The following is an 18,125-nucleotide window of genomic DNA, read 5'->3' as shown; positions in this document are numbered from 1 at the left end:
TCAACAGTTGTTTCGTGAAGTGAGGTAACACCATGCATCCAGCACTGTGGATCAGCAAAACCGGATTGGACGGGCAGCAAGCCGACCTGAGTGTGATTTCGCACAACCTGGCCAACGCCAGCACGGTCGGATTCAAGAAAAACCGCGCCGTATTCGAAGACTTGCTGTATCAAAACATTCGTCAGCCGGGTGCTGCGACCACACAAGCAACCACACTGCCTACCGGTTTGATGCTCGGTACTGGCGTGAAAATGGTGGCCAACCCAAAACAGTTTACCCAAGGCACGCTGCAAACCACGGACAACGCGCTGGACATGGCGATTCAAGGGCGTGGTTTTTTTCAGGTGCAAATGCCGGATGGCACGATTGGTTATACCCGTGCCGGTCATTTTCAATTGAATCAGGATGGTCAAGTCGTAACCGCTGGTGAAGGGTATTTGCTGGAGCCAGCAATCACGGTACCCGCTGATGCGCAAAGTTTAACGGTTGGTCTTGATGGCACCGTTTCGGTGACACTGCAGGGCCAGGCCGCACCGGCGATCATCGGCAACATCACGATTGCCGACTTCGTCAATCATGCCGGCTTGCAGCCATCCGGCGACAACATTTATTTGGAAACCCTGGCCAGCGGTGCGCCGATTGTCGGCACGCCCGGCTTGACCGGTTTGGGTTTGCTTCGTGGTGGCGCACTCGAGTCCTCAAACGTCAATGTTGTCGAAGAGCTGGTCAACATGATTGAAACCCAGCGCACCTACGAAATGAACGCAAAAGTGATTTCGACCGTTGACGCCATGCTTCAGTACGTCAGCCAGACTCTGTAACAAGGTGAATGATTATGTTGCGTATTGGTCTCATCGTTTTGCTCAGTGGTTTGGCAGGTTGCCAGGCATTGCAGGGACCGCAACCGGATGACCCGATGTTCGCGCCGGTATTGCCGGATATCCCGGCGATCGAGCCGGGCACGCCAGGCGCAATCTATAACGTTTCGACGGCCAATTATTTGTTTGAAGATAAAAAGGCGGTGCGTATTGGTGATCTGATCACGATTCGTCTGGTGGAAAACATGCAGGCGCAGAAGAAAGCCGATACCAATATCAAGAAGGATGACAAGAACGAACTCGATGCGCCGATTATTTTCGGCACCAGTCCGTCACTGAAAGGCGACTACACGTTCGAAACCGATATCGACATGAAGCGCCAATTCCGCACCCAGGCCGACAGCAAGCAGAGCAATTCCTTGTCCGGTACCGTTACCGTAATGGTCACCAATGTGTTGCCGAATGGTTACCTCGTTGTCCGTGGCGACAAGTGGGTGACGATCAACACCGGTCAGGAATTTGTCCGCGTTACCGGCATTGTTCGTCCGGAAGATATCGATCCTGATAACTCGGTTGAATCGACTCGTGTTGGCAACGCCCGTATTTCCTATAGCGGCACCGGCCAGTTGGCCGAGGCCAATCGTCAGGGCTGGTTGTCGCGTTTCTTCAGCTCGTCCTGGTGGCCACTTTAAGAGGTAGATCATGCGTGTCTTGCTGCTGTGTTTTTGCCTGATCATCTCCTGCGCTAGCGAAGCGGAGCGCCTGAAAGATATCGCCAGTATTTCCGGTGTGCGCTCGAACCCGATTGTCGGTTACGGGCTGGTTGTCGGTCTTGATGGTACCGGCGAGCAAACGCCGTATACGGCACAGACTTTCCGCTCGATGCTGCAACGTTTCGGCATCACGGTGCCGGAAGGTCAGAACCTGAAATTCAAGAATGTAGCGGCGGTCGCCGTGCATGCGCAGTTACCACCTTATGCAAAACCCGGTCAGACGATCGATATCACCGTTTCCAGTTTGGGCGAAGCCAAATCATTGCGTGGCGGAGCGCTACTGATGACGCCATTGCGCGGTATTGACGGTCAGGTTTATGCCATTGCCCAGGGCAATCTGGTGGTGGGTGGTTTCGGCGTGCAAGGCAATGACGGCTCGCGTGTTACGGTCAATATTCCCACCGCCGGTCGCATACCCAATGGCGCCATTGTCGAGCGGCAATCGCCGAGTGGTTTCGCCGAAGGCGATTCGATTACCTTAAATTTGCATGCACCCGATTTCACCACGGCAAAACGCGTGGTCGATCAAGTCAATCGCTTGCTTGGGCCGGCGTCCGCTGCCGCCCTTGATGCCGGTTCGATTCGCATTGGTGCGCCGCGCGATCCGGCTGAGCGCGTGACGTTCATGTCGGTGCTGGAAAATCTGACGATGGAGCCGGGCGAGCCGCCGGCGAAAGTGGTGATCAATTCGCGCACTGGCACGATTGTCATTGGCAATCATGTTCGCGTTCGTGAAGCGGCCGTCGCACACGGCAATCTGGTGGTCACCGTTTCGGAAAATATCAATGTCAGCCAACCCAATCCATTGGCCGGCGGCGATACCGTCGCGACGCCGCAAAGCAATATCGGCGTGCAACAGGAAGAAGGCAGAATGTTCCTGTTTCCGCGCGGTGCTACGCTTGATCAAATCGTGCGGGCCGTTAACGCCGTTGGTGTCGCGCCCGGTGATTTGATGGCCATTCTCGAAGCGTTGAAACAAAGCGGTGCCTTGCAGGCTGAGCTGGTGGTGATCTGATGATCAAGGATGCGTCGGCATTGCCCGGTTTGCTGAATGCCAGTACGCAAGCTAATGCCAGTTATCATGATCTGAAGTCACTAAACGAGCTGCGTTCACTCGGCAGACGTGATGGTGATGCGGCGCTGGAAGCCGCGGCTCGCCAATTTGAATCGCATTTCCTGAAAACCCTGATTAAAACCATGCGCGAAGCCAACGAAGCGCTTGGTGATGATGAATTGTTCGGCGGCGAATCCGTCGATTTTTATCAGGAAATGCATGATGAACAATTGGCCGCCACGCTGTCAGCGCAAAATTCGCTTGGCCTTGCCGATTTGATGATTCGTCAACTCAGCATGCCAACGACGACATCACCGAAAGCGCCGCGCTTTCCGCTGAACAACAATGAGAAGAGCGTTGAAAATGCACCCGCGCCAGCGGTGCCGATGCTGCTGAAACGGGCTGCGGTCGCGCCGGTTACCAATACTGAGCCGAGCCAGGCGACTGAACCAGCAAAATTCTTTGCATCGGTTCTGCCGCAAGCCGAGCGTGCAGCAAAAGCCTTGGGCGTACCAACGGAAATTCTGCTGGCGCAAACGGCACTGGAAACCGGTTGGGGTCGCAGTACGCAGAGCGGGCAGGGCAACCATCGCTATTTTGGCATCAAGGCCGATGGGCGCTGGCAAGGCGAAGCGGTGCAGCAGCAAACGTTGGAGTATGTGGAGCAAAAACCGCAATCGGTATCAGCGCTGTTCCGCGACTATGCCAATCGTGATGATGCCTTCACTGATTACGTCAATTTCATCAAGCAATCGCCACGCTATCAGCAGGCGATCAGTGGCCAGCCAGATGCACGACAGTATATCTCCGGTTTGCAACAAGGCGGTTATGCCACCGATCCGCAGTATGCCGACAAGGTCATGCGCATCTACGATGGTGATTTGTTCAAATCTGCACTCAGTGAGGCACGCAAATTGCTGGGAAATGTTATCAGGTAAACGGCTTTGATCGTGACTGACCGGCAACCGAACTGAAGGCACAAGGCGATGACGGATATTTTCAATATTGGCGTATCGGGGTTGAGCGCGGCGCAACGCGCCATCTCGACCACAGCCCATAATATTTCCAACGTCAACACGACCGACTACTCGCGTCAGCGTGCCGAGTTTGAAACCCGTTTGCCGCAGTTTTCCGGCAACGGGTTTTTCGGCAACGGCGTGCAGCTGTCCGCGGTCAATCGCATTTTCAATCAGACCGTCATCAATGAGATTCGTGCCAACGCCTCCGCGACGATGCAGCAGAAAACCTATCTGGATGCCGCGCAGCGGCTGGACAGCCTGACGGCGGATTCCGATACCGGCCTGAATGTGTCGCTGCAAGCTTTTTTCAGTGCATTGCATGGCGTTGCCGATAATCCCTCATCGATTCCGGCTCGACAGGTGCTATTGAGCCAGGCGGCGTTGCTGGCCAATCGTTTCCAAACGCTGGACCGCTATTTCACCGAACAACGCAACACGCTGAACAACACGCTTGACTCCAGCGCCAAGGAGATCAGTTCCTTGGCGGCGGGTATTGCCGAACTGAACAATTCGATTCTTTCGGTGACTTCATCAGGCAATTCACCGCAACCCAATGATCTGCTCGACCAGCGCGATCGTCTGGTCAATCGTTTATCCGAGCTTACCCAGGTCAGCACCATCGATCAGGCTGATGGTACCTTGAGTGTGTTCATCGGCACCGGCCAGACGCTGGTGGTCGGTAGTCAAGCGAACTCATTGGTTGCCGCGCCGCTCGCCAATGACAGCCGAAACTTCGGTTTGTATTTGCGTGCTTCGGGCTCGACGGTGCAAATCGATGTGACGCCACAATTGCAAGGGGGAGAAATTGGCGGTTTGCTGACTTTCCGCCAGGATATTCTTTCGTTTGGCTCCAATCAGCTCGGCAAAATCGCCATCGGTGTGGCAGAAAGTTTCAATGATCAGCACGCGCTTGGCATGGACTTGAACAACGAACTGGGTGGTTTGTTTTTCACCGATTTCAATACCGGCACAATGCCAGCGAGTCGAGTGATTTCTCCAGTAGGCTACGCAGGCCCCGGCAATTTTGCTGTCAATATCACCGGTGTCAATCAAATGACCGCCAGTGACTATCGCCTCAGCTTGGCTGGCGGTACCTACACGGTCACCCGGCTCAGCGACAACCAGGTGATCAACAGTTTCGCCGCACCGGGTGCTGTACCAGCGACCGTTGCGCTTGGTGATGGTCTGGAACTGGTGATCAATGCCAACGCCAACAATGGCGACAGTTTCTTGATCGCACCGACGCGAGACATGGCTTCACAATTTCGTCGCGTGATTGATGATGTCAATAAAATTGCGGCGGCATCACCGGTCGCGTTTGAGTCCGTCTTGGCCAATACAGGCTCCGGCATTATCAAAGGCGTCAATGTCACCAATACCAGTACAACGACGGTGCCGCCTAGCGAGATTCTGAATGGCTCATTGAATCCACCTTACCGGATTGAGTTCACGTCAACAACGACATTCAACGTCGTCAACGCCAACACCAACGTTGTTGTCGCGGCTGCGGTGGCGTTCACGCCGAATCAGGATAATAACCTGATGGCACTGGCCGGTTTGAATCCCGGTTATGAGGTGACACTGGCCGGTGCACCGCGTGCCGGTGATACCTTCAATGTTCGCTATAACACTGGTGGCGTTGGCGACAACCGCAATATGCAGGAGCTCGCCGGGCTGCAAACGACCAATATTTTCAATGGTGGCAGTGCAACGATTTCCGGTTTGTATGGCAGCTTCATTGCAGAGGTCGGCACTCGCACCAATGCCGCCGAAATCAACTACAATGCCACCAATGCCTTATGGGAACAAAGCAAGGCACGTCGCGAGGAAATCAGCGGCGTCAATCTGGATGAAGAAGCGGCCAATCTGATCAAGTTTCAGCAGGCCTATGAAGCCTCGGCACAGGTCATTGCGGTGGCCAATGAATTGTTTGATACGCTGTTCCAGTCCGTGAGGTAAACCATGCGCATTTCCACTCCCGGTTTTTATCAGGCGGGTTTGAGGGCGATACTCGACCAACAGTCTGGCCTCGCCAAAACACAATTGCAGCTGGCCACGCAAAAACGCGTGCTGACACCATCAGACGACCCGGTTGCCAGCACATCGATCACCGCATTGAAAAAAGACATCGCGGTTATCGAACGTTACAACCAGAACGGTCAGAAGGCCAAAGGCTATAACGAGCAAAGCGACGGCCTGCTGAGTTCGGCGACGACCGTGTTGCAACGCATTCGAGAGCTTGCCATTCGGGTCGGCAATGGCACCTATACCAATGCCGAACGCGAGGCGATTGCACTGGAAACCGAACAACGTTTGAGTGAGTTGCTCGGTATTGCCAATACCCAGAACGCCGAAGGCGAGTACCTGTATTCCGGTTTCAAAACCGATGTGTTGCCATTTACCCAGGATGCCGCAGGCAATTACATCTATAACGGTGACAATGGTCAGCGCCAGCTTGATTTGAGCACCAATGTTGCGGTCGGCATCAATGATTCGGGTTTCGCCGTTTTCCAGAACATCAAAAACGGCAACGGCAGTTTCACGACGGCCGCCAACGCCGCCAATGCCGGTTCCGGTGTTTTGTCACCAGGCTCAGTAATCAACGCACCGGTATTCAACGCTGCCACACCACAAACCTATACGATCACGATGGTCACCAATGCCGCCGGCGAGTTGGCCTATAACGTCTTCGGTAGCGTTGACGGCCAAATCATTCCTGCTCTACCAGCTAACCCGGTGTTGAATGCCCCCACTTATGTCGAGAACGGCGCGATCAGTTTCAATGGTGCACAAGTGGTGTTGACCGGTGCGCCTCTGGCCGGTGATAGCTTTACCGTACAGCCGAGTACCTCGCAGGATATTTTCACGACGATTCAACGGATGGTCACTGCCATGCGTCTGCCGCAGGACAACGACGCCGACCGCGCCCAGTTTCGGATGGGCATCGATCAGGCATTGGAGTCGCTGGATCGCGGCATGGAGAACATCGACAACATCAGCGCCCAGGTCGGCGCGCGCCTGAATACCATCGAAACCGAAATAGCCGCCAACTCCGGTTTTTCCTTGAGCGCGCAAACGACGCTGTCAGCGCTGGAGGATCTGGATGTCGCCGAAGCGATTACCCGATTCAATCAGCAACAGGTAGCACTCGAAGCGGCCCAACAGAGTTTTGCCCGAATTCAGAATTTGAGTTTGTTCAGATTCTTGTAAACCTGCGGTAGAGAAGTTGCAGCGCGCCTGAATCAGCTGGCGCTCGTTTTCCCTATGGATTTTCTTCTCAGCGTCCCGACGGCCTTATAGTCATTTTTGTTCCAGAATTCCGATGCTCGTTCGTTACTGATGACATGCTGCACGTCGACGTATTCGGCACCGTGCTGGACCACCGTCTGTTCAAATGCTTCAACCAGTTGCCGACCGATGCCTTGGCCAGAAAATTTTTCCGGCACATAAAGGCATTGGATCAGGCCGTATAGTTTCACGGTGGTGAAAGCGTTCGGTGTTGGTAGCAATTGGCCGATAAGAAAGCCGGCTTGTTCGCCATTGTCAGCGATCAATATCAGGCAATCACTGCGGTCAAGCAGGCTGTGTAGATAATCCTGCGCCTGTTCGACAAAGTCCGGGGAAAGTTTCAGGCCCGTATCAGACTGCTCCATCTCAGAAATGGACTGAAAACCGCTGAGCAAAAAAGGCAAGTCATCGAGAGTGGAAATACGCAGCGGAATCGGGGAGTGGGCTGGCATCGATTAGCGGGTCAAGTCGGACACGCGTTGATAGGCTTGCGTCTGGGCAAAGGTACGGCGCAGGTCAACGACTTGATCGCCGAGCGAGCGCATGCGCTTTTCCGTTTGTTGACCAAGGCGCGCATTCGATTGTTGAACTTGCTCCATGACGGAAACAAACTCTGGATTGCGGGTGCTTTGCTCCAGGTTCTCGAAAGCCCGCTCAATCAGCACGTGCCGGGCATTCGACAACTCCAGAGCATCGCTCCAGCGTTCTTGCTCCATCAACTGTTCTAGTTGCGCGGTATGCGCGCGAATTTGTTCGACCAGATCGCTAATCACAATTTTGCTCAGCGGATTTCGGAACTGTTGGCTTCTTTGGCGCGCGCTTTTTCGCGAATGCCGTCCCAACCTTCCTTGATCGTGCGCATCAGGCTGATCACTTCATCGACACCGGACGGGTCGTTGTTGGCATTGGCCTGGGCTAGTTTCATGTTCATATAGTCGTACAGGGCGCTCAGGCTGGCGGCAATTTCACCCCCTTTGTTCATGTCGAGGCTGGCTTGCAAACCGCCAATGATGGAAATGGCCATGCTGACGTTTTCGCCTTTCTTGGCCAGATCTCGACGCTCCATCATCGCTTTGGCGACCACCAGTCGAGAAATGGCGCCATCAATCAGCATCTGAATCAGTCGATGCGGATCGGCCGATTCGATTTCACTGCTGGTGCCAACTTGCTGATACTGCTTTGCAAAAGTATTCATCGATAAATCCTGTTATTCCTTGCTTCCGGAATAGTTCGGAATGCGGGTGAGGTTTTGGGCGATAAACGAAGAGGTGCTGTTCAGTGAGGAAACGATGCTGTCGAGCGCGGCATACTGCGAGCGCAGGCGGCTCTGCAGCTTGGAGGTGCGAATGGCCAGCGTTTCCCGCTCTTTGCTGATGCGATTCAGTTCATTCTGAATCCCTTGTTCGCGGCTGGGAATGGCGCCGTTGCCTTCGACCTGTTGATCGACATAGCTTTTCAGCTTGGCGGCGACGCCGTCGCTGTTGGTGAACAGGCCAATGACGTCCTGCAAATTGTTCGATAGCGCTGAGTCGAGCACACTGGTTTTCAGTTCCAGTGTGCCGGCGCGGGTCGTCGTGACGCCGATTGCCGCCAGCGATTTGGCATCGCCGGTGACGCTGCCGACGGTTTCGGCAATGATATTTTTCAAGCGCGTAATGATGCCGCGTGTGGCGCCATCGTTGACCAGCAGGCCCACTTCGGTATCGCTGTTCAGCGTCAGCTTGTTCAGTTCTTCCAGCGTCGTGTTATAGGCTTTGACGAAATCTTCAATCGCTTTCTTTGTTGATGCGGTGTCCAAGGAAACGGTCAGGTCGCTGGTTTCATTGGCCGCGTTGGCTTTTTGCACGGTGATCGAAACATCGGAGATCGCCGAGCTGAAGGTATTGGTGCTGCTGTTTACCGTGGCGCCATCAAGTTTTATTACGGCGTCTTGCGCGGCTTGTGCCGTGGTGGCATTCAGCGCCAAATCATCAAGCGCCGCGGTGCCACTGGTAACGACCAGATCATTGCCGAGACCGGTTTTGTTTGAGTTATAAACCAGCTTGGTGCCATCGTTGGTGGTGATGATTGACGCCGAGACGAAGCTATTGCCTTCGGCATTGTTAATCTTGTTGCGAATATCGGCCAGCGTATCGGTGGCGAGAATATCGACATTGAAGGATGAGCCCGCGGCCGAAAAGCTCAGCGTGTCGGCAGCAAAGGTTTGACTGCTGCCACCGGCAATGATCGCGCTTTCGACCCGTGAGCCCTTGGCGAGCTGCACGACTTCAATCGCATAGGTTGATAACGCCGCTGTGCTGGTGGCGGTCGCGGTGAAAAATCCGGATTGACTGATGCTGACTTTGCGCTGATTGAAATCGCCTACTGTGTCGAGCTTTTCGGCGGCAGTTTTCAGGCTGGACAGTGCAGATTTCAGCGAGCCGAGCCCGGACAGCGTCGTTTGTGCAACGGCTTCGCGCTGATTGAGCCGAAACTCAACCGGAGCCTTGTCGGCGTTGACGATCGCTTCAATGATCGAGCTGACATCGAGACCCGAACCCAGGCCTGGAGAAGTGATAAGTCCCATTGTCTGCCTCAGTACATAACAGTAAAAAATGCTTGAACATAAAAACCAGCAATCCGTATGCCAGATACGGATTGCCGGGCGAGCTCAGGCTTCCGTGCTCAAAAACATTCCTTTGGCCTCGTTGAACTCTTCAGTAATGGATTGAATATGTTGCGCCAGCTTCAGCAGTTCTTCGGACGGAATTTGCCGAATGACTTCATCAGTCTGGCTGTCCTTGACGGTGATCACCGTTACACCGGTCTGCTCATCGACCTCAAAGCGCAGCGAGCGTTTGACGTTGAAGTGGTTTTCATTCAACGCATTAACCGTTTCGAGCAAGGATTGTTCCGGTTGCTCCTCTTGCGGAGGTTCCGATACCGCGTTCGTTACGGTTGTGCGCTCTCCGGTAGGAGCGGCAATTTCTTGCCGCTCGGCAGGGCGAAGATTAACCACCTTCGTTGCCGCACCGGAGGACGTCACGTTCGAAGCCGAGAGAGCACGGGCTTGATTGGCGAGCGCCTGGATATCAGACGTCATGGCCGCGTACTCCTTTGGCTAAGCAGAGGCAGGGTGCGCCACGCATGACGCACCCTGAATAATGAGGAGCGAACGTGTTCATTAGCGCGCCTCACGCTCTACTTTACTGCAACAGTGACAGGACGCTCTGCGACGAGGCATTTGCCTGCGCCAGCACAGCGAGACCGGCCTGTTGCAACACCTGGTTTTTCGCCAGCTGTGCCGTTTCCGCCGCGTAATCGGTGTCGCGGATACGTGAACGCGCAGCCGAGGCATTTTCGGCAACGTTGTTCAAGTTGCTGATCGTGCTTTGGAAACGGTTCTGCACGGCACCGAGATCACCGCGGATGCTGTCGACGGCCTGCAAGGCGTTATCGAGAATCGCAATCGCGTTCTGCGCCCCGTTGGCCGAACTGATATCCACCGCTGATACGGCGTTCAAGCCGCCACCCACTGCCGTCGTGACGCTGAAGTAGTCAGTCGCCGCCGCAGCGGTAACGGTGTACGAACGTTGCGAGTTGAATTGCAGCAAACCAACAGCAAACGCGTCGTTGGCGCCATCACCAACCAGCGCTGTAGCCGCGCCGACTTCCGACTCAGTGTTGAAGCCGCCGTCGAAGTCAACCAGCGTGAAGCTGACACCTTTGGTGGCATCGCTGTGGGTCAGGTTGGTGATACCGATATCAGCACCCGATTCATTGGTCAGAATGATCGAGGCTTTGTCGTCGGAAACGGTGGCGTAAACACCGGTTTGCGCCGTTTCGCGGTTCACCGCTTCAGCCAGCGCACTCAAATCAGAGGTGCTGGTCAAGCTGGCGGAAATGGAAATGCCGGTGGTGTTTTCGCTGGCCAATGTGAACGACAGGTTGCCCACGGCAGTCAATGTGCTGATCTTGACGTTGGTGCGGGCACTGGCTGATACGCCGGTATCTTTGGTGACGGCGTTGACGCTGGAGGCGATCGATTTTGCCGTGGCGCCAGCGGCGTAAGTGACCGTTGATTTACCCAACGAACCACTGACGGTCAGTGTCGTTCCGGCCAATGCGTTCGCGGTAATGGCGGCGCCGGTGTTGACTTTGACGTTAGCGCCGGTAGCCGCAATGGTGCCACCAATGGCGTTGGTCGCCACCGAGTCAAAGTTGATCTGATACGAACCCACGGCATTAGCACGAGCATTGCCGGTGGCAACGGTAATGGTTTCGAACGCTTGCGCGCCGACCTGGAAGGTCTGCGTGCCGAACGAACCGTCGAGCAGGGTGCGTGAACCGAAACGGGTGGTATCGGCAATACGGTTCAATTCCGCCTGCAACTGCGCGACTTCTTGTTGAAGCGCGGCGCGTTCCGAGGAACCGTTCGAACCGTTGGCCGACTGAATCGCCAGGTCACGCATACGCTGCAGGATATTGGTCGATTCCTGCAACGCGCCTTCAGCGGTTTGTGCCAGGGAAATACCATCGTTGGCGTTACGGGCGGCAACGCCCAGGCCGCTGATCTGAGAGGTCAGACGGTTGCTGATTTGCAGACCGGCCGCATCGTCTTTGGCACTGTTAATACGAAAACCGGAAGACAAACGCTGAAACGTGGTTTGCAGCGCATTGTTGGTGCCGGTGAGCTGACGTTGTGCGTTCAGCGACGACACATTGGTCGCAATAGTGTTACCCATGATAGGTCTCCTTCGATGCCCCTCACTGAGAATGCTGGGCTTACAAAGTGGTACAACGAATACAGAGCCATTTGAGAATTGGCCTGTTCCAATAGGTTATCGACGGCGAAAGGCTAATCTTTAGCCAAATTTTTTGGCCGATGAGAACAGGAACAGGAAAGGGGAGTAGAGCGTGTTGCAGCGGTAATAAATTCAATAAGTTAGCAATGGAGTTTTATTGTATTTGATCAACTGCCGGTTTTTTGACTTGGAAGCCGGGCACCAATAAACCGGCGCACATGTACCGTTACTGAAGCGACTAGAAGTCAACGCAAAATCGTCTGGGCGCAACTCATCGAGCTCCAGGCGTTTTTGAGGTGGCTTCTATATTTCCGATTGCAGAAACAACCCCTGTGCTTCTTTCTGCGTTTCACTGAGGGCTTCGATGCGCTGTGCTAGTTTCAGCAACGCTTCTGAAGGAATCTGCCGAATGACTTCATCAGTTTGGCTGTTGCGTACCGTGATGATCGTCGTGCCGGTTTGTTCGTCAACATTGAATTGCAGGGAACGCTTGATAACAAAGGCGTTGTCATTCAGGGCATTGATGGTTTCGATCAACTGCTGTTCAGACAGTGATTCGCCGTTTTCTGTGTTGGAGGCCAATGCTTCGGAAACTGCCTGCTCAACCAGCTTTTGTTCGGGTTCTGGGCGCGGCAATGTCGTAATCGTGGCCGTTGCCACCGGCAGACTCGGCGAATTGATCGACGTATCGGATGCCATGGCGACTTACTCCCAGCCACGTGATGGAAAGCACGCGCTCAACCGAGCGCGTGCTTTCTGATGACTACTGACGTTGCGCATTACGCGTAACGCTTGCTGCTTATTGCAACAGCGACAGGACGCTCTGCGACGAGGCATTTGCCTGCGCCAACACAGCGAGACCGGCCTGTTGCAACACCTGGTTTTTCGCCAGCTGCGCCGTTTCCGCCGCGTAATCGGTGTCACGAATACGCGAACGCGCGGCCGAGGCATTTTCAGCAACGTTGTTCAAGTTGCTGATCGTGCTTTGGAAGCGGTTCTGCACGGCACCGAGATCACCGCGGATGCTGTCAATCGCTTGCAGGGCGTTATCGAGCACGGCGATGGCATTTTGTGCACCGGCTGCCGAGTCAATGTTGACCGACGACACGGCATTCAAGCCGCCACCGACGGCGGTGGTGACACCAAAGTAATCGGTGTTGGCGCCAGCCGTGACGGTGTAGGAACGCTGCGAGTTGAATTGCAACGCACCGGCCGTTGTCGCGTTGGTCGCGCCGCTACCGGCAATCGATACTGCGGCACCGACTTCCGAGTTGGCATCGAAGCCACCATCGAAATCAACGGTGGTGAATTCCATCGTTGAGGCTGCTGTGCTGTGAGTGAAGTTGCGAATGCTGATATCCGAACCGGATTCATTGGTCAGGATGATCGCCGCCTTGTTTTCCGAAACCGTTGCAAACACACCGGTTTGTGCGGTTTCGCGGTTGATTGCTTCTGCCAGGGCTGACAAATCGGCTTTGTCGGTAATCGACGCAGAAATCGAGATACCGGTGCTGTTGTCGCTGACCAAATCAAACGACACTGAACCTACGGCACTCAGTGTGTCAATTTTCATGTTGGTGCGGGCACTAGCGGACACCCCCGTGTCTTTGGTGACGGCATTGATGCTAGAGGCAATCGACTTGGCCGTAGCGTTGGCCGCGTACGTTACCGTCGATTTACCGAGCGAACCGCTAATCGTCAGCGTGGTGCCACCGAGACCGTTAGTCGTCGTGGTTTGCGCTTTGAAGTTGGCGCCTGGCGTGTGAATCGTGCCGCCCAAGGCGTTGGCTGCGGTGTCATCAAAGTTGATTTGATACGAACCCACGGCGTTAGCACGAGCATTGCCGGTGGCAACGGTAATGGTTTCGAACGCTTGCGCGCCGACCTGGAAGGTCTGCGTGCCGAACGAACCGTCGAGCAGGGTGCGTGAACCGAAACGGGTGGTATCGGCAATACGGTTCAATTCCGCCTGCAACTGCGCGACTTCTTGTTGAAGCGCGGCGCGTTCCGAGGAACCGTTCGAACCGTTGGCCGACTGAATCGCCAGGTCACGCATACGCTGCAGGATATTGGTCGATTCCTGCAACGCGCCTTCAGCGGTTTGTGCCAGGGAAATACCATCGTTGGCGTTACGGGCGGCAACGCCCAGGCCGCTGATCTGAGAGGTCAGACGGTTGCTGATTTGCAGACCGGCCGCATCGTCTTTGGCACTGTTAATACGAAAACCGGAAGACAAACGCTGAAACGTGGTTTGCAGCGCATTGTTCGTACCGGTCAACTGCCGTTGTGCATTTAGCGACGACACATTAGTCGCAATAGTGTTACCCATGATAGGTCTCCTTCGATGCCCCTCACTGAGAATGCTGGGCTTACAAAGTGGTGTGACAAACGCCAGATCGCTTGAGAGGCGACCTGCTCAGGGCTTGTATCGGCCGTCGCCGCAGGATTCTTTAACGAGAATGATCGCGAAAAATGGAGAACATCTGTACCCATTCGCTACTAATCGAGCAAATACAATCGCTTGCAGCACCTTCCGAATGAAAAAAAAGTTTGCGACAATTTTCTGACAGAGTTTTGTCCGAGAAATAAAAACCCCGCCGAAGCGGGGTGGGGTAGTCGGATAATGTTGGCTTATTGCAGCAGCGACAGGATGCTTTGCGACGAAGCATTAGCCTGAGCCAAAACCGCCAAGCCCGCTTGTTGCAGCACCTGGTTTTTCGCCAGATGTGCCGTTTCGGCGGCGTAGTCAGTGTCGCGAATGCGTGAACGGGCTGAAGAGGCGTTTTCCGCGACGTTATTCAGGTTGCTGATCGTGCTTTGGAAACGGTTTTGCACCGCACCCAGATCTCCCCGTACTCGATCAATCATTTGCAGCGCATTGTCTAAGACCGAAATCGCTTTTTGGGCGCCGCTTGCGGTGTCGATGTTGATTTGTGAAACGCTATTCAGACCACCGCCAGCGGTGACAGCGCCGTTGAAGTAGTCGCCGGCACCGGTGGCGGCAACGGTAAACGAGCTCGACGAGTTGAACTGCAGCATGCCTGGTGATGTCGCCGTTGTCGTGCCGTTGCCGGCAATCGTTGCCGCCGTCCCGACTTCGGAAACCGCGTCGAAACCGGCATCAAAATCGAGCATGGTAAAGTCCATCGTTGTGGCAGCGGCGCTATGGGTAAAGTTATTGATTCGAATGTCGGCACCTTGCTCGTTGGTCAGAATCAAGGCGGCTTTGTCGTCTGACACCGTTGCATAAACACCGGTTTGTGCCGTCACCTTGTTTACTGCTTCAGCGAGCGCGCTCAAATCAGTTTTTGAAGTCACACTGGCTGATACGCTGACGGCAGTCGTGTTATCACTGAGCAGATCAAATGAGATGGCACCCGCAGCCGTCAGGTTGTCGATCTTCATATTGGTTCGAGCCAAAGCGCTGACACCAGTTTGGCTGCTCAGTGCGTTGATTGACACGGCGATGTCTTTTGCTGTGGTCAGCGCCGCATAGGTAAGTGATGCCTTGCCCAATGAGCCGGAGATATTGAAGGTATTGCCAATAATATTGTTGTCATTGGCGATGGGGCTGATACCAAAACCGGGATTAATGGCATTAACGGTGCCGCCGATGGGGTTGGCGGGCGTGTCATCGAAGTTCAGTTGAAACGCGCCAATACCGTTCGCACGGGCATTGCCGGTCGCGACAGTAATGGTTTCAAATGCTTGAGCACCAACCTGAAAGGTTTGTGTGCCAAACGAGCCATCTAGCAAGGTGCGGCTACCAAAGCGAGTGGTGTCGGCAATACGGTTCAGTTCCGCTTGCAGCTGCGCCACCTCTTGTTGAAGTGCGGCGCGTTCTGACGAACCATTCGAACCGTTGGCCGACTGAATCGCCAGGTCACGCATGCGTTGCAGAATATTGGTCGATTCCTGCAGTGCGCCTTCGGCGGTTTGCGCCAGCGAAATGCCGTCGTTGGCATTGCGTGCCGCGACGCCAAGGCCGCTGATTTGTGAACTCAGGCGATTGCTGATTTGCAGGCCAGCGGCATCGTCTTTGGCGCTATTGATCCGAAAGCCGGACGACAATCGCTGAAACGTCGTTTGCAACGCGTTATTCGTGCCGAACAACTGTCGTTGTGCATTCAGCGACGACACATTCGTCGCTATCGTGTTGCCCATGAAGGTTTCCTTCGATGTCCAGCGCTGAGAACGCCAGACTTACAAAGTGGGGAGTACCCGGTCTTTGGCGGGTCTCCATTTCAGATATATCGGCACTCAAGTTCAGGACTTTAGTGAAAACGAATGGGCAATAAAAAACCCCGCCGAAGCGGGGTCGATTTCGTCGCACACTCTGAGAAAGGGGCGGCGCTAGTAAAATGGCGTCGTACAAGCAGGGGCTGGGTACTGGCTGTCAAGGGTTGTGGATTACCCCTGCAGTAACGACAGAACGTTCTGGGAAGAAGCGTTCGCCTGCGCCAGTACTGCCAGCCCCGCTTGTTGCAATACCTGGAATTTGGCCAGGTTGGCCGTTTCCGCTGCATAGTCGGTGTCGCGAATCCGTGAACGCGCGGCCGAAGCGTTTTCAGCAACGTTATTCAGGTTGGCAATGGTGCTTTGGAAACGGTTTTGCACGGCACCGAGACCACCACGAATCGAATCAATGTTTTCCAGCGCTTGGTCGACAACAGCAATGGCATTTTGTGCGCCGATGCTGGTAGCGATATCGATATCGGCGACGGTTTCCAGACCGGAACCAATCGAAATGTTGGCTGCGGCGTTATACAGCGTGTTACCGGTGGCTTGCGCCAGCGTGTAAGAACGCGAGGAGTTGAACTGAAGTATGCCGACGCCAGTGATGTCGTTGGTGCCGTTCAGTACTGTTGCGGCACCTACGGCGGCCTCCAATTCATCGGTGGCAGCGAAGCCGCCATCGAAATCGACCAGTGCAATGTCCATCGTCGCAGTGACGGTGCTGTGAGTCAGGTTTTGCAGCGTGATGTTTTCGCCTTGCTCGTTGGTCAGCAGAATCGCATCGCGAGCGTCCGACACCGTCGCGTAGACGCCTGTTTGCGCGGTGTTGCGGTTGATCGCTTCGGCCAATGGCGTCAAATCGCCTTTGGTGGTAATCGACGCCGAGACGGAAATGGCGGAGGTGTTATCGCTGATCAATTCAAACGAAACGTTGCCGGCCAGCGACAGGTTGTCGAGTTTGACGTTGCTGCGTGCCGACACCGATACACCGGTGGTATTGGTGATAGCGTTGACGTTGGCGGCGACGGTTTTGATCGAATCGCCGGCAGCAATCGCAACGGTCGATTTACCGAGGTAACCGGAAACGGTCAGGGTTTCAGCCAGGGTCGAGTTGGTCGTGGCGGCTTTCATCGCAACACCGGCGCCAATTTTCGAGACGTTACCGCTGGATGCGGTGCCGGCATTGACTTGATAGGAACCAATTGCCGTCGCTTTGGCATTACCAGTCGTGACGGTGATGGTTTCGAATGCGCGGGCGCCTACCTGAAAGGTTTGCGTGCCGAACGTGCCATCCAATACCAAGCGGCTACCGAAACGGGTGGTGTCGGCAATCCGGTTCAGCTCGGCTTTCAACTGGGCGACTTCTTGCTGAAGCGCAGCGCGTTCCGAAGAACCGTTTGAGCCGTTCGCGGATTGAATCGACAAGTCGCGAATACGTTGCAGAATATTGGTCGATTCCTGCAGCGCGCCTTCAGCGACTTGAGCTAGGGAAATACCGTCGTTGGCGTTGCGCGAAGCGACAGTCAAGCCGCCGATTTGCGCAGTAAGACGGTTGGAGATTTGCAGGCCAGCGGCATCGTCTTTGGCGCTATTGATGCGAAAGCCGGACGATAAACGCTGGAAGGTGGTTTGCAGGCCGGTGTTGGTGCCGGTCAAATTACGCTGCGCGTTCAACGAAGCGATATTGGTGGTGATGACGTTACCCATTGCCATTTCCTCAGAGTCGATGCGTCGCTTCCCATGAAAGCGTCGCTTACGATTGCAGGTGCATACGGGACGTCGGACTCGCCAACTGTAGGTGGCCGAACATTCCCGCGGTAAATGACACACGTGCTGAGAACACCTGAGTCTTTGGCGAACGCTGAGAACATTTCGGCCGGTGAGGAAGGCGTCTGAGAAACGACCTTCACTCAGACACTGTTTCGGATCGCCCGGAAAATTCTTTAGAAAAATTTTTTCAAAATCGAATAAGCCAGGAGCGGGTGGGTAGGAGTTAATAGTTCTAATAGGGATTCGTTTAGGGACAGGCGTTGTGTCCGAATAAATTCGGTCTTACCAAAGCGCAGCCGACCGTAGGTGCGTTTATCCGCACAACCGCCGCAAAGAATTTTTACCCTCCCAACAAGAGTTGGCACAGCCTTTGCTGAGTATCT

At 54.7% G+C, this 18,125-nt stretch carries 16 protein-coding genes; 6 read left to right on the top strand and 10 right to left on the bottom strand.

Features of this window, described 5'->3' with window-relative positions; genetic code table 11:
• Positions 1-32 precede the first annotated feature (32 nt).
• From flgG to flgL, 6 genes are read left to right on the top strand one after another with little or no spacing between them, the layout of a single operon-like run.
• Complete coding sequence (gene flgG / locus E2H98_RS00895; RefSeq protein WP_133589741.1) at positions 33-821, top strand: flagellar basal-body rod protein FlgG; 789 nt, start codon at positions 33-35, stop codon at positions 819-821.
• Between the two features lie 14 nt (positions 822-835).
• Positions 836-1,510 (top strand): flagellar basal body L-ring protein FlgH, encoded by a 675-nt coding sequence (flgH, locus tag E2H98_RS00890; RefSeq protein WP_232475441.1) that lies wholly within the window; start codon positions 836-838, stop codon positions 1,508-1,510.
• A 10-nt stretch (positions 1,511-1,520) separates the two neighbouring features.
• Positions 1,521-2,606, top strand: a complete 1,086-nt coding sequence (locus E2H98_RS00885; RefSeq protein ID WP_133589737.1) for a flagellar basal body P-ring protein FlgI — start codon at positions 1,521-1,523, stop codon at positions 2,604-2,606.
• Positions 2,606-3,583 carry a flagellar assembly peptidoglycan hydrolase FlgJ gene (gene flgJ / locus E2H98_RS00880; RefSeq protein ID WP_133589735.1) on the top strand — a complete coding sequence of 326 codons (978 nt, stop codon included), beginning with the start codon at positions 2,606-2,608 and terminating at the stop codon, positions 3,581-3,583. Before E2H98_RS00885 ends, flgJ begins: the two co-directional genes overlap by 1 nt.
• A 48-nt stretch (positions 3,584-3,631) precedes the next feature.
• Complete coding sequence (gene flgK, locus E2H98_RS00875) at positions 3,632-5,623, top strand: flagellar hook-associated protein FlgK (RefSeq protein WP_133589733.1); 1,992 nt, start codon at positions 3,632-3,634, stop codon at positions 5,621-5,623.
• A gap of 3 nt (positions 5,624-5,626) precedes the next feature.
• Positions 5,627-6,874, top strand: a complete 1,248-nt coding sequence (gene flgL / locus E2H98_RS00870; protein WP_133589731.1) for a flagellar hook-associated protein FlgL — start codon at positions 5,627-5,629, stop codon at positions 6,872-6,874.
• A gap of 32 nt (positions 6,875-6,906) precedes the next feature.
• Here flgL and E2H98_RS00865 read toward each other — a convergent pair whose 3' ends face one another.
• The 10 genes from E2H98_RS00865 to E2H98_RS00820 all read right to left on the bottom strand — a co-directional run bounded on the left by E2H98_RS00865 (position 6,907) and on the right by E2H98_RS00820 (position 17,679).
• The gene (locus tag E2H98_RS00865; protein ID WP_133589729.1) at positions 6,907-7,404 is read right to left on the bottom strand and encodes a GNAT family N-acetyltransferase; all 498 of its coding nucleotides are present in this window, start codon (positions 7,402-7,404) and stop codon (positions 6,907-6,909) included.
• A 3-nt stretch (positions 7,405-7,407) separates the two neighbouring features.
• The gene (locus tag E2H98_RS00860; RefSeq protein WP_133589727.1) at positions 7,408-7,725 is read right to left on the bottom strand and encodes a hypothetical protein; all 318 of its coding nucleotides are present in this window, start codon (positions 7,723-7,725) and stop codon (positions 7,408-7,410) included.
• Positions 7,726-7,733: 8 nt separating this feature from the next.
• A complete protein-coding gene (gene fliS / locus E2H98_RS00855) occupies positions 7,734-8,147 on the bottom strand; it encodes a flagellar export chaperone FliS (protein WP_133589725.1) in 414 nt (137 codons plus the stop codon).
• Positions 8,148-8,159: 12 nt separating this feature from the next.
• On the bottom strand, positions 8,160-9,518 hold the full coding sequence (gene fliD, locus E2H98_RS00850; protein WP_133589723.1) for a flagellar filament capping protein FliD: 1,359 nt from the start codon (positions 9,516-9,518) through the stop codon (positions 8,160-8,162).
• A gap of 84 nt (positions 9,519-9,602) precedes the next feature.
• Positions 9,603-10,034 (bottom strand): flagellar protein FlaG, encoded by a 432-nt coding sequence (locus E2H98_RS00845; RefSeq protein ID WP_133589721.1) that lies wholly within the window; start codon positions 10,032-10,034, stop codon positions 9,603-9,605.
• A gap of 103 nt (positions 10,035-10,137) precedes the next feature.
• Positions 10,138-11,676, bottom strand: a complete 1,539-nt coding sequence (locus E2H98_RS00840; RefSeq protein WP_133589719.1) for a flagellin N-terminal helical domain-containing protein — start codon at positions 11,674-11,676, stop codon at positions 10,138-10,140.
• 363 nt (positions 11,677-12,039) lie between these two features.
• On the bottom strand, positions 12,040-12,435 hold the full coding sequence (locus E2H98_RS00835; protein WP_133589717.1) for a flagellar protein FlaG: 396 nt from the start codon (positions 12,433-12,435) through the stop codon (positions 12,040-12,042).
• Between the two features lie 100 nt (positions 12,436-12,535).
• On the bottom strand, positions 12,536-14,065 hold the full coding sequence (locus E2H98_RS00830; protein ID WP_133589715.1) for a flagellin N-terminal helical domain-containing protein: 1,530 nt from the start codon (positions 14,063-14,065) through the stop codon (positions 12,536-12,538).
• Positions 14,066-14,367: 302 nt separating this feature from the next.
• The gene (locus tag E2H98_RS00825) at positions 14,368-15,900 is read right to left on the bottom strand and encodes a flagellin N-terminal helical domain-containing protein (RefSeq protein ID WP_133589713.1); all 1,533 of its coding nucleotides are present in this window, start codon (positions 15,898-15,900) and stop codon (positions 14,368-14,370) included.
• Positions 15,901-16,146: 246 nt separating this feature from the next.
• Positions 16,147-17,679, bottom strand: a complete 1,533-nt coding sequence (locus tag E2H98_RS00820) for a flagellin N-terminal helical domain-containing protein (RefSeq protein ID WP_133589711.1) — start codon at positions 17,677-17,679, stop codon at positions 16,147-16,149.
• Between the last annotated feature and the right edge of the window lie 446 nt (positions 17,680-18,125).

The sequence above is a fragment of the Permianibacter aggregans genome, assembly GCF_009756665.1.
Taxonomy (GTDB): domain Bacteria; phylum Pseudomonadota; class Gammaproteobacteria; order Enterobacterales; family Permianibacteraceae; genus Permianibacter; species Permianibacter aggregans.
Note: the sequence above shows the minus strand (reverse complement) of the source record. Positions and strands in the feature narration are given on the sequence as shown.

Bases quoted from the DNA above. Each gene is read 5' to 3' on its own strand.
- flgL (WP_133589731.1), top strand. From the start codon at position 5,627: ATGCGCATTTCCACTCCCGGTTTTTATCAGGCGGGTTTGAGGGCGATA.
- E2H98_RS00840 (WP_133589719.1), bottom strand. From the start codon at position 11,676: ATGGGTAACACTATTGCGACCAATGTGTCGTCGCTGAACGCACAACGT.
- flgG (WP_133589741.1), top strand. From the start codon at position 33: ATGCATCCAGCACTGTGGATCAGCAAAACCGGATTGGACGGGCAGCAA.
- E2H98_RS00885 (WP_133589737.1), top strand. From the start codon at position 1,521: ATGCGTGTCTTGCTGCTGTGTTTTTGCCTGATCATCTCCTGCGCTAGC.
- flgH (WP_232475441.1), top strand. From the start codon at position 836: ATGTTGCGTATTGGTCTCATCGTTTTGCTCAGTGGTTTGGCAGGTTGC.
- fliS (WP_133589725.1), bottom strand. From the start codon at position 8,147: ATGAATACTTTTGCAAAGCAGTATCAGCAAGTTGGCACCAGCAGTGAA.
- E2H98_RS00865 (WP_133589729.1), bottom strand. From the start codon at position 7,404: ATGCCAGCCCACTCCCCGATTCCGCTGCGTATTTCCACTCTCGATGAC.
- E2H98_RS00825 (WP_133589713.1), bottom strand. From the start codon at position 15,900: ATGGGCAACACGATAGCGACGAATGTGTCGTCGCTGAATGCACAACGA.
- E2H98_RS00820 (WP_133589711.1), bottom strand. From the start codon at position 17,679: ATGGGTAACGTCATCACCACCAATATCGCTTCGTTGAACGCGCAGCGT.
- E2H98_RS00830 (WP_133589715.1), bottom strand. From the start codon at position 14,065: ATGGGTAACACTATTGCGACTAATGTGTCGTCGCTAAATGCACAACGG.
- fliD (WP_133589723.1), bottom strand. From the start codon at position 9,518: ATGGGACTTATCACTTCTCCAGGCCTGGGTTCGGGTCTCGATGTCAGC.
- E2H98_RS00845 (WP_133589721.1), bottom strand. From the start codon at position 10,034: ATGACGTCTGATATCCAGGCGCTCGCCAATCAAGCCCGTGCTCTCTCG.
- flgK (WP_133589733.1), top strand. From the start codon at position 3,632: ATGACGGATATTTTCAATATTGGCGTATCGGGGTTGAGCGCGGCGCAA.
- flgJ (WP_133589735.1), top strand. From the start codon at position 2,606: ATGATCAAGGATGCGTCGGCATTGCCCGGTTTGCTGAATGCCAGTACG.
- E2H98_RS00835 (WP_133589717.1), bottom strand. From the start codon at position 12,435: ATGGCATCCGATACGTCGATCAATTCGCCGAGTCTGCCGGTGGCAACG.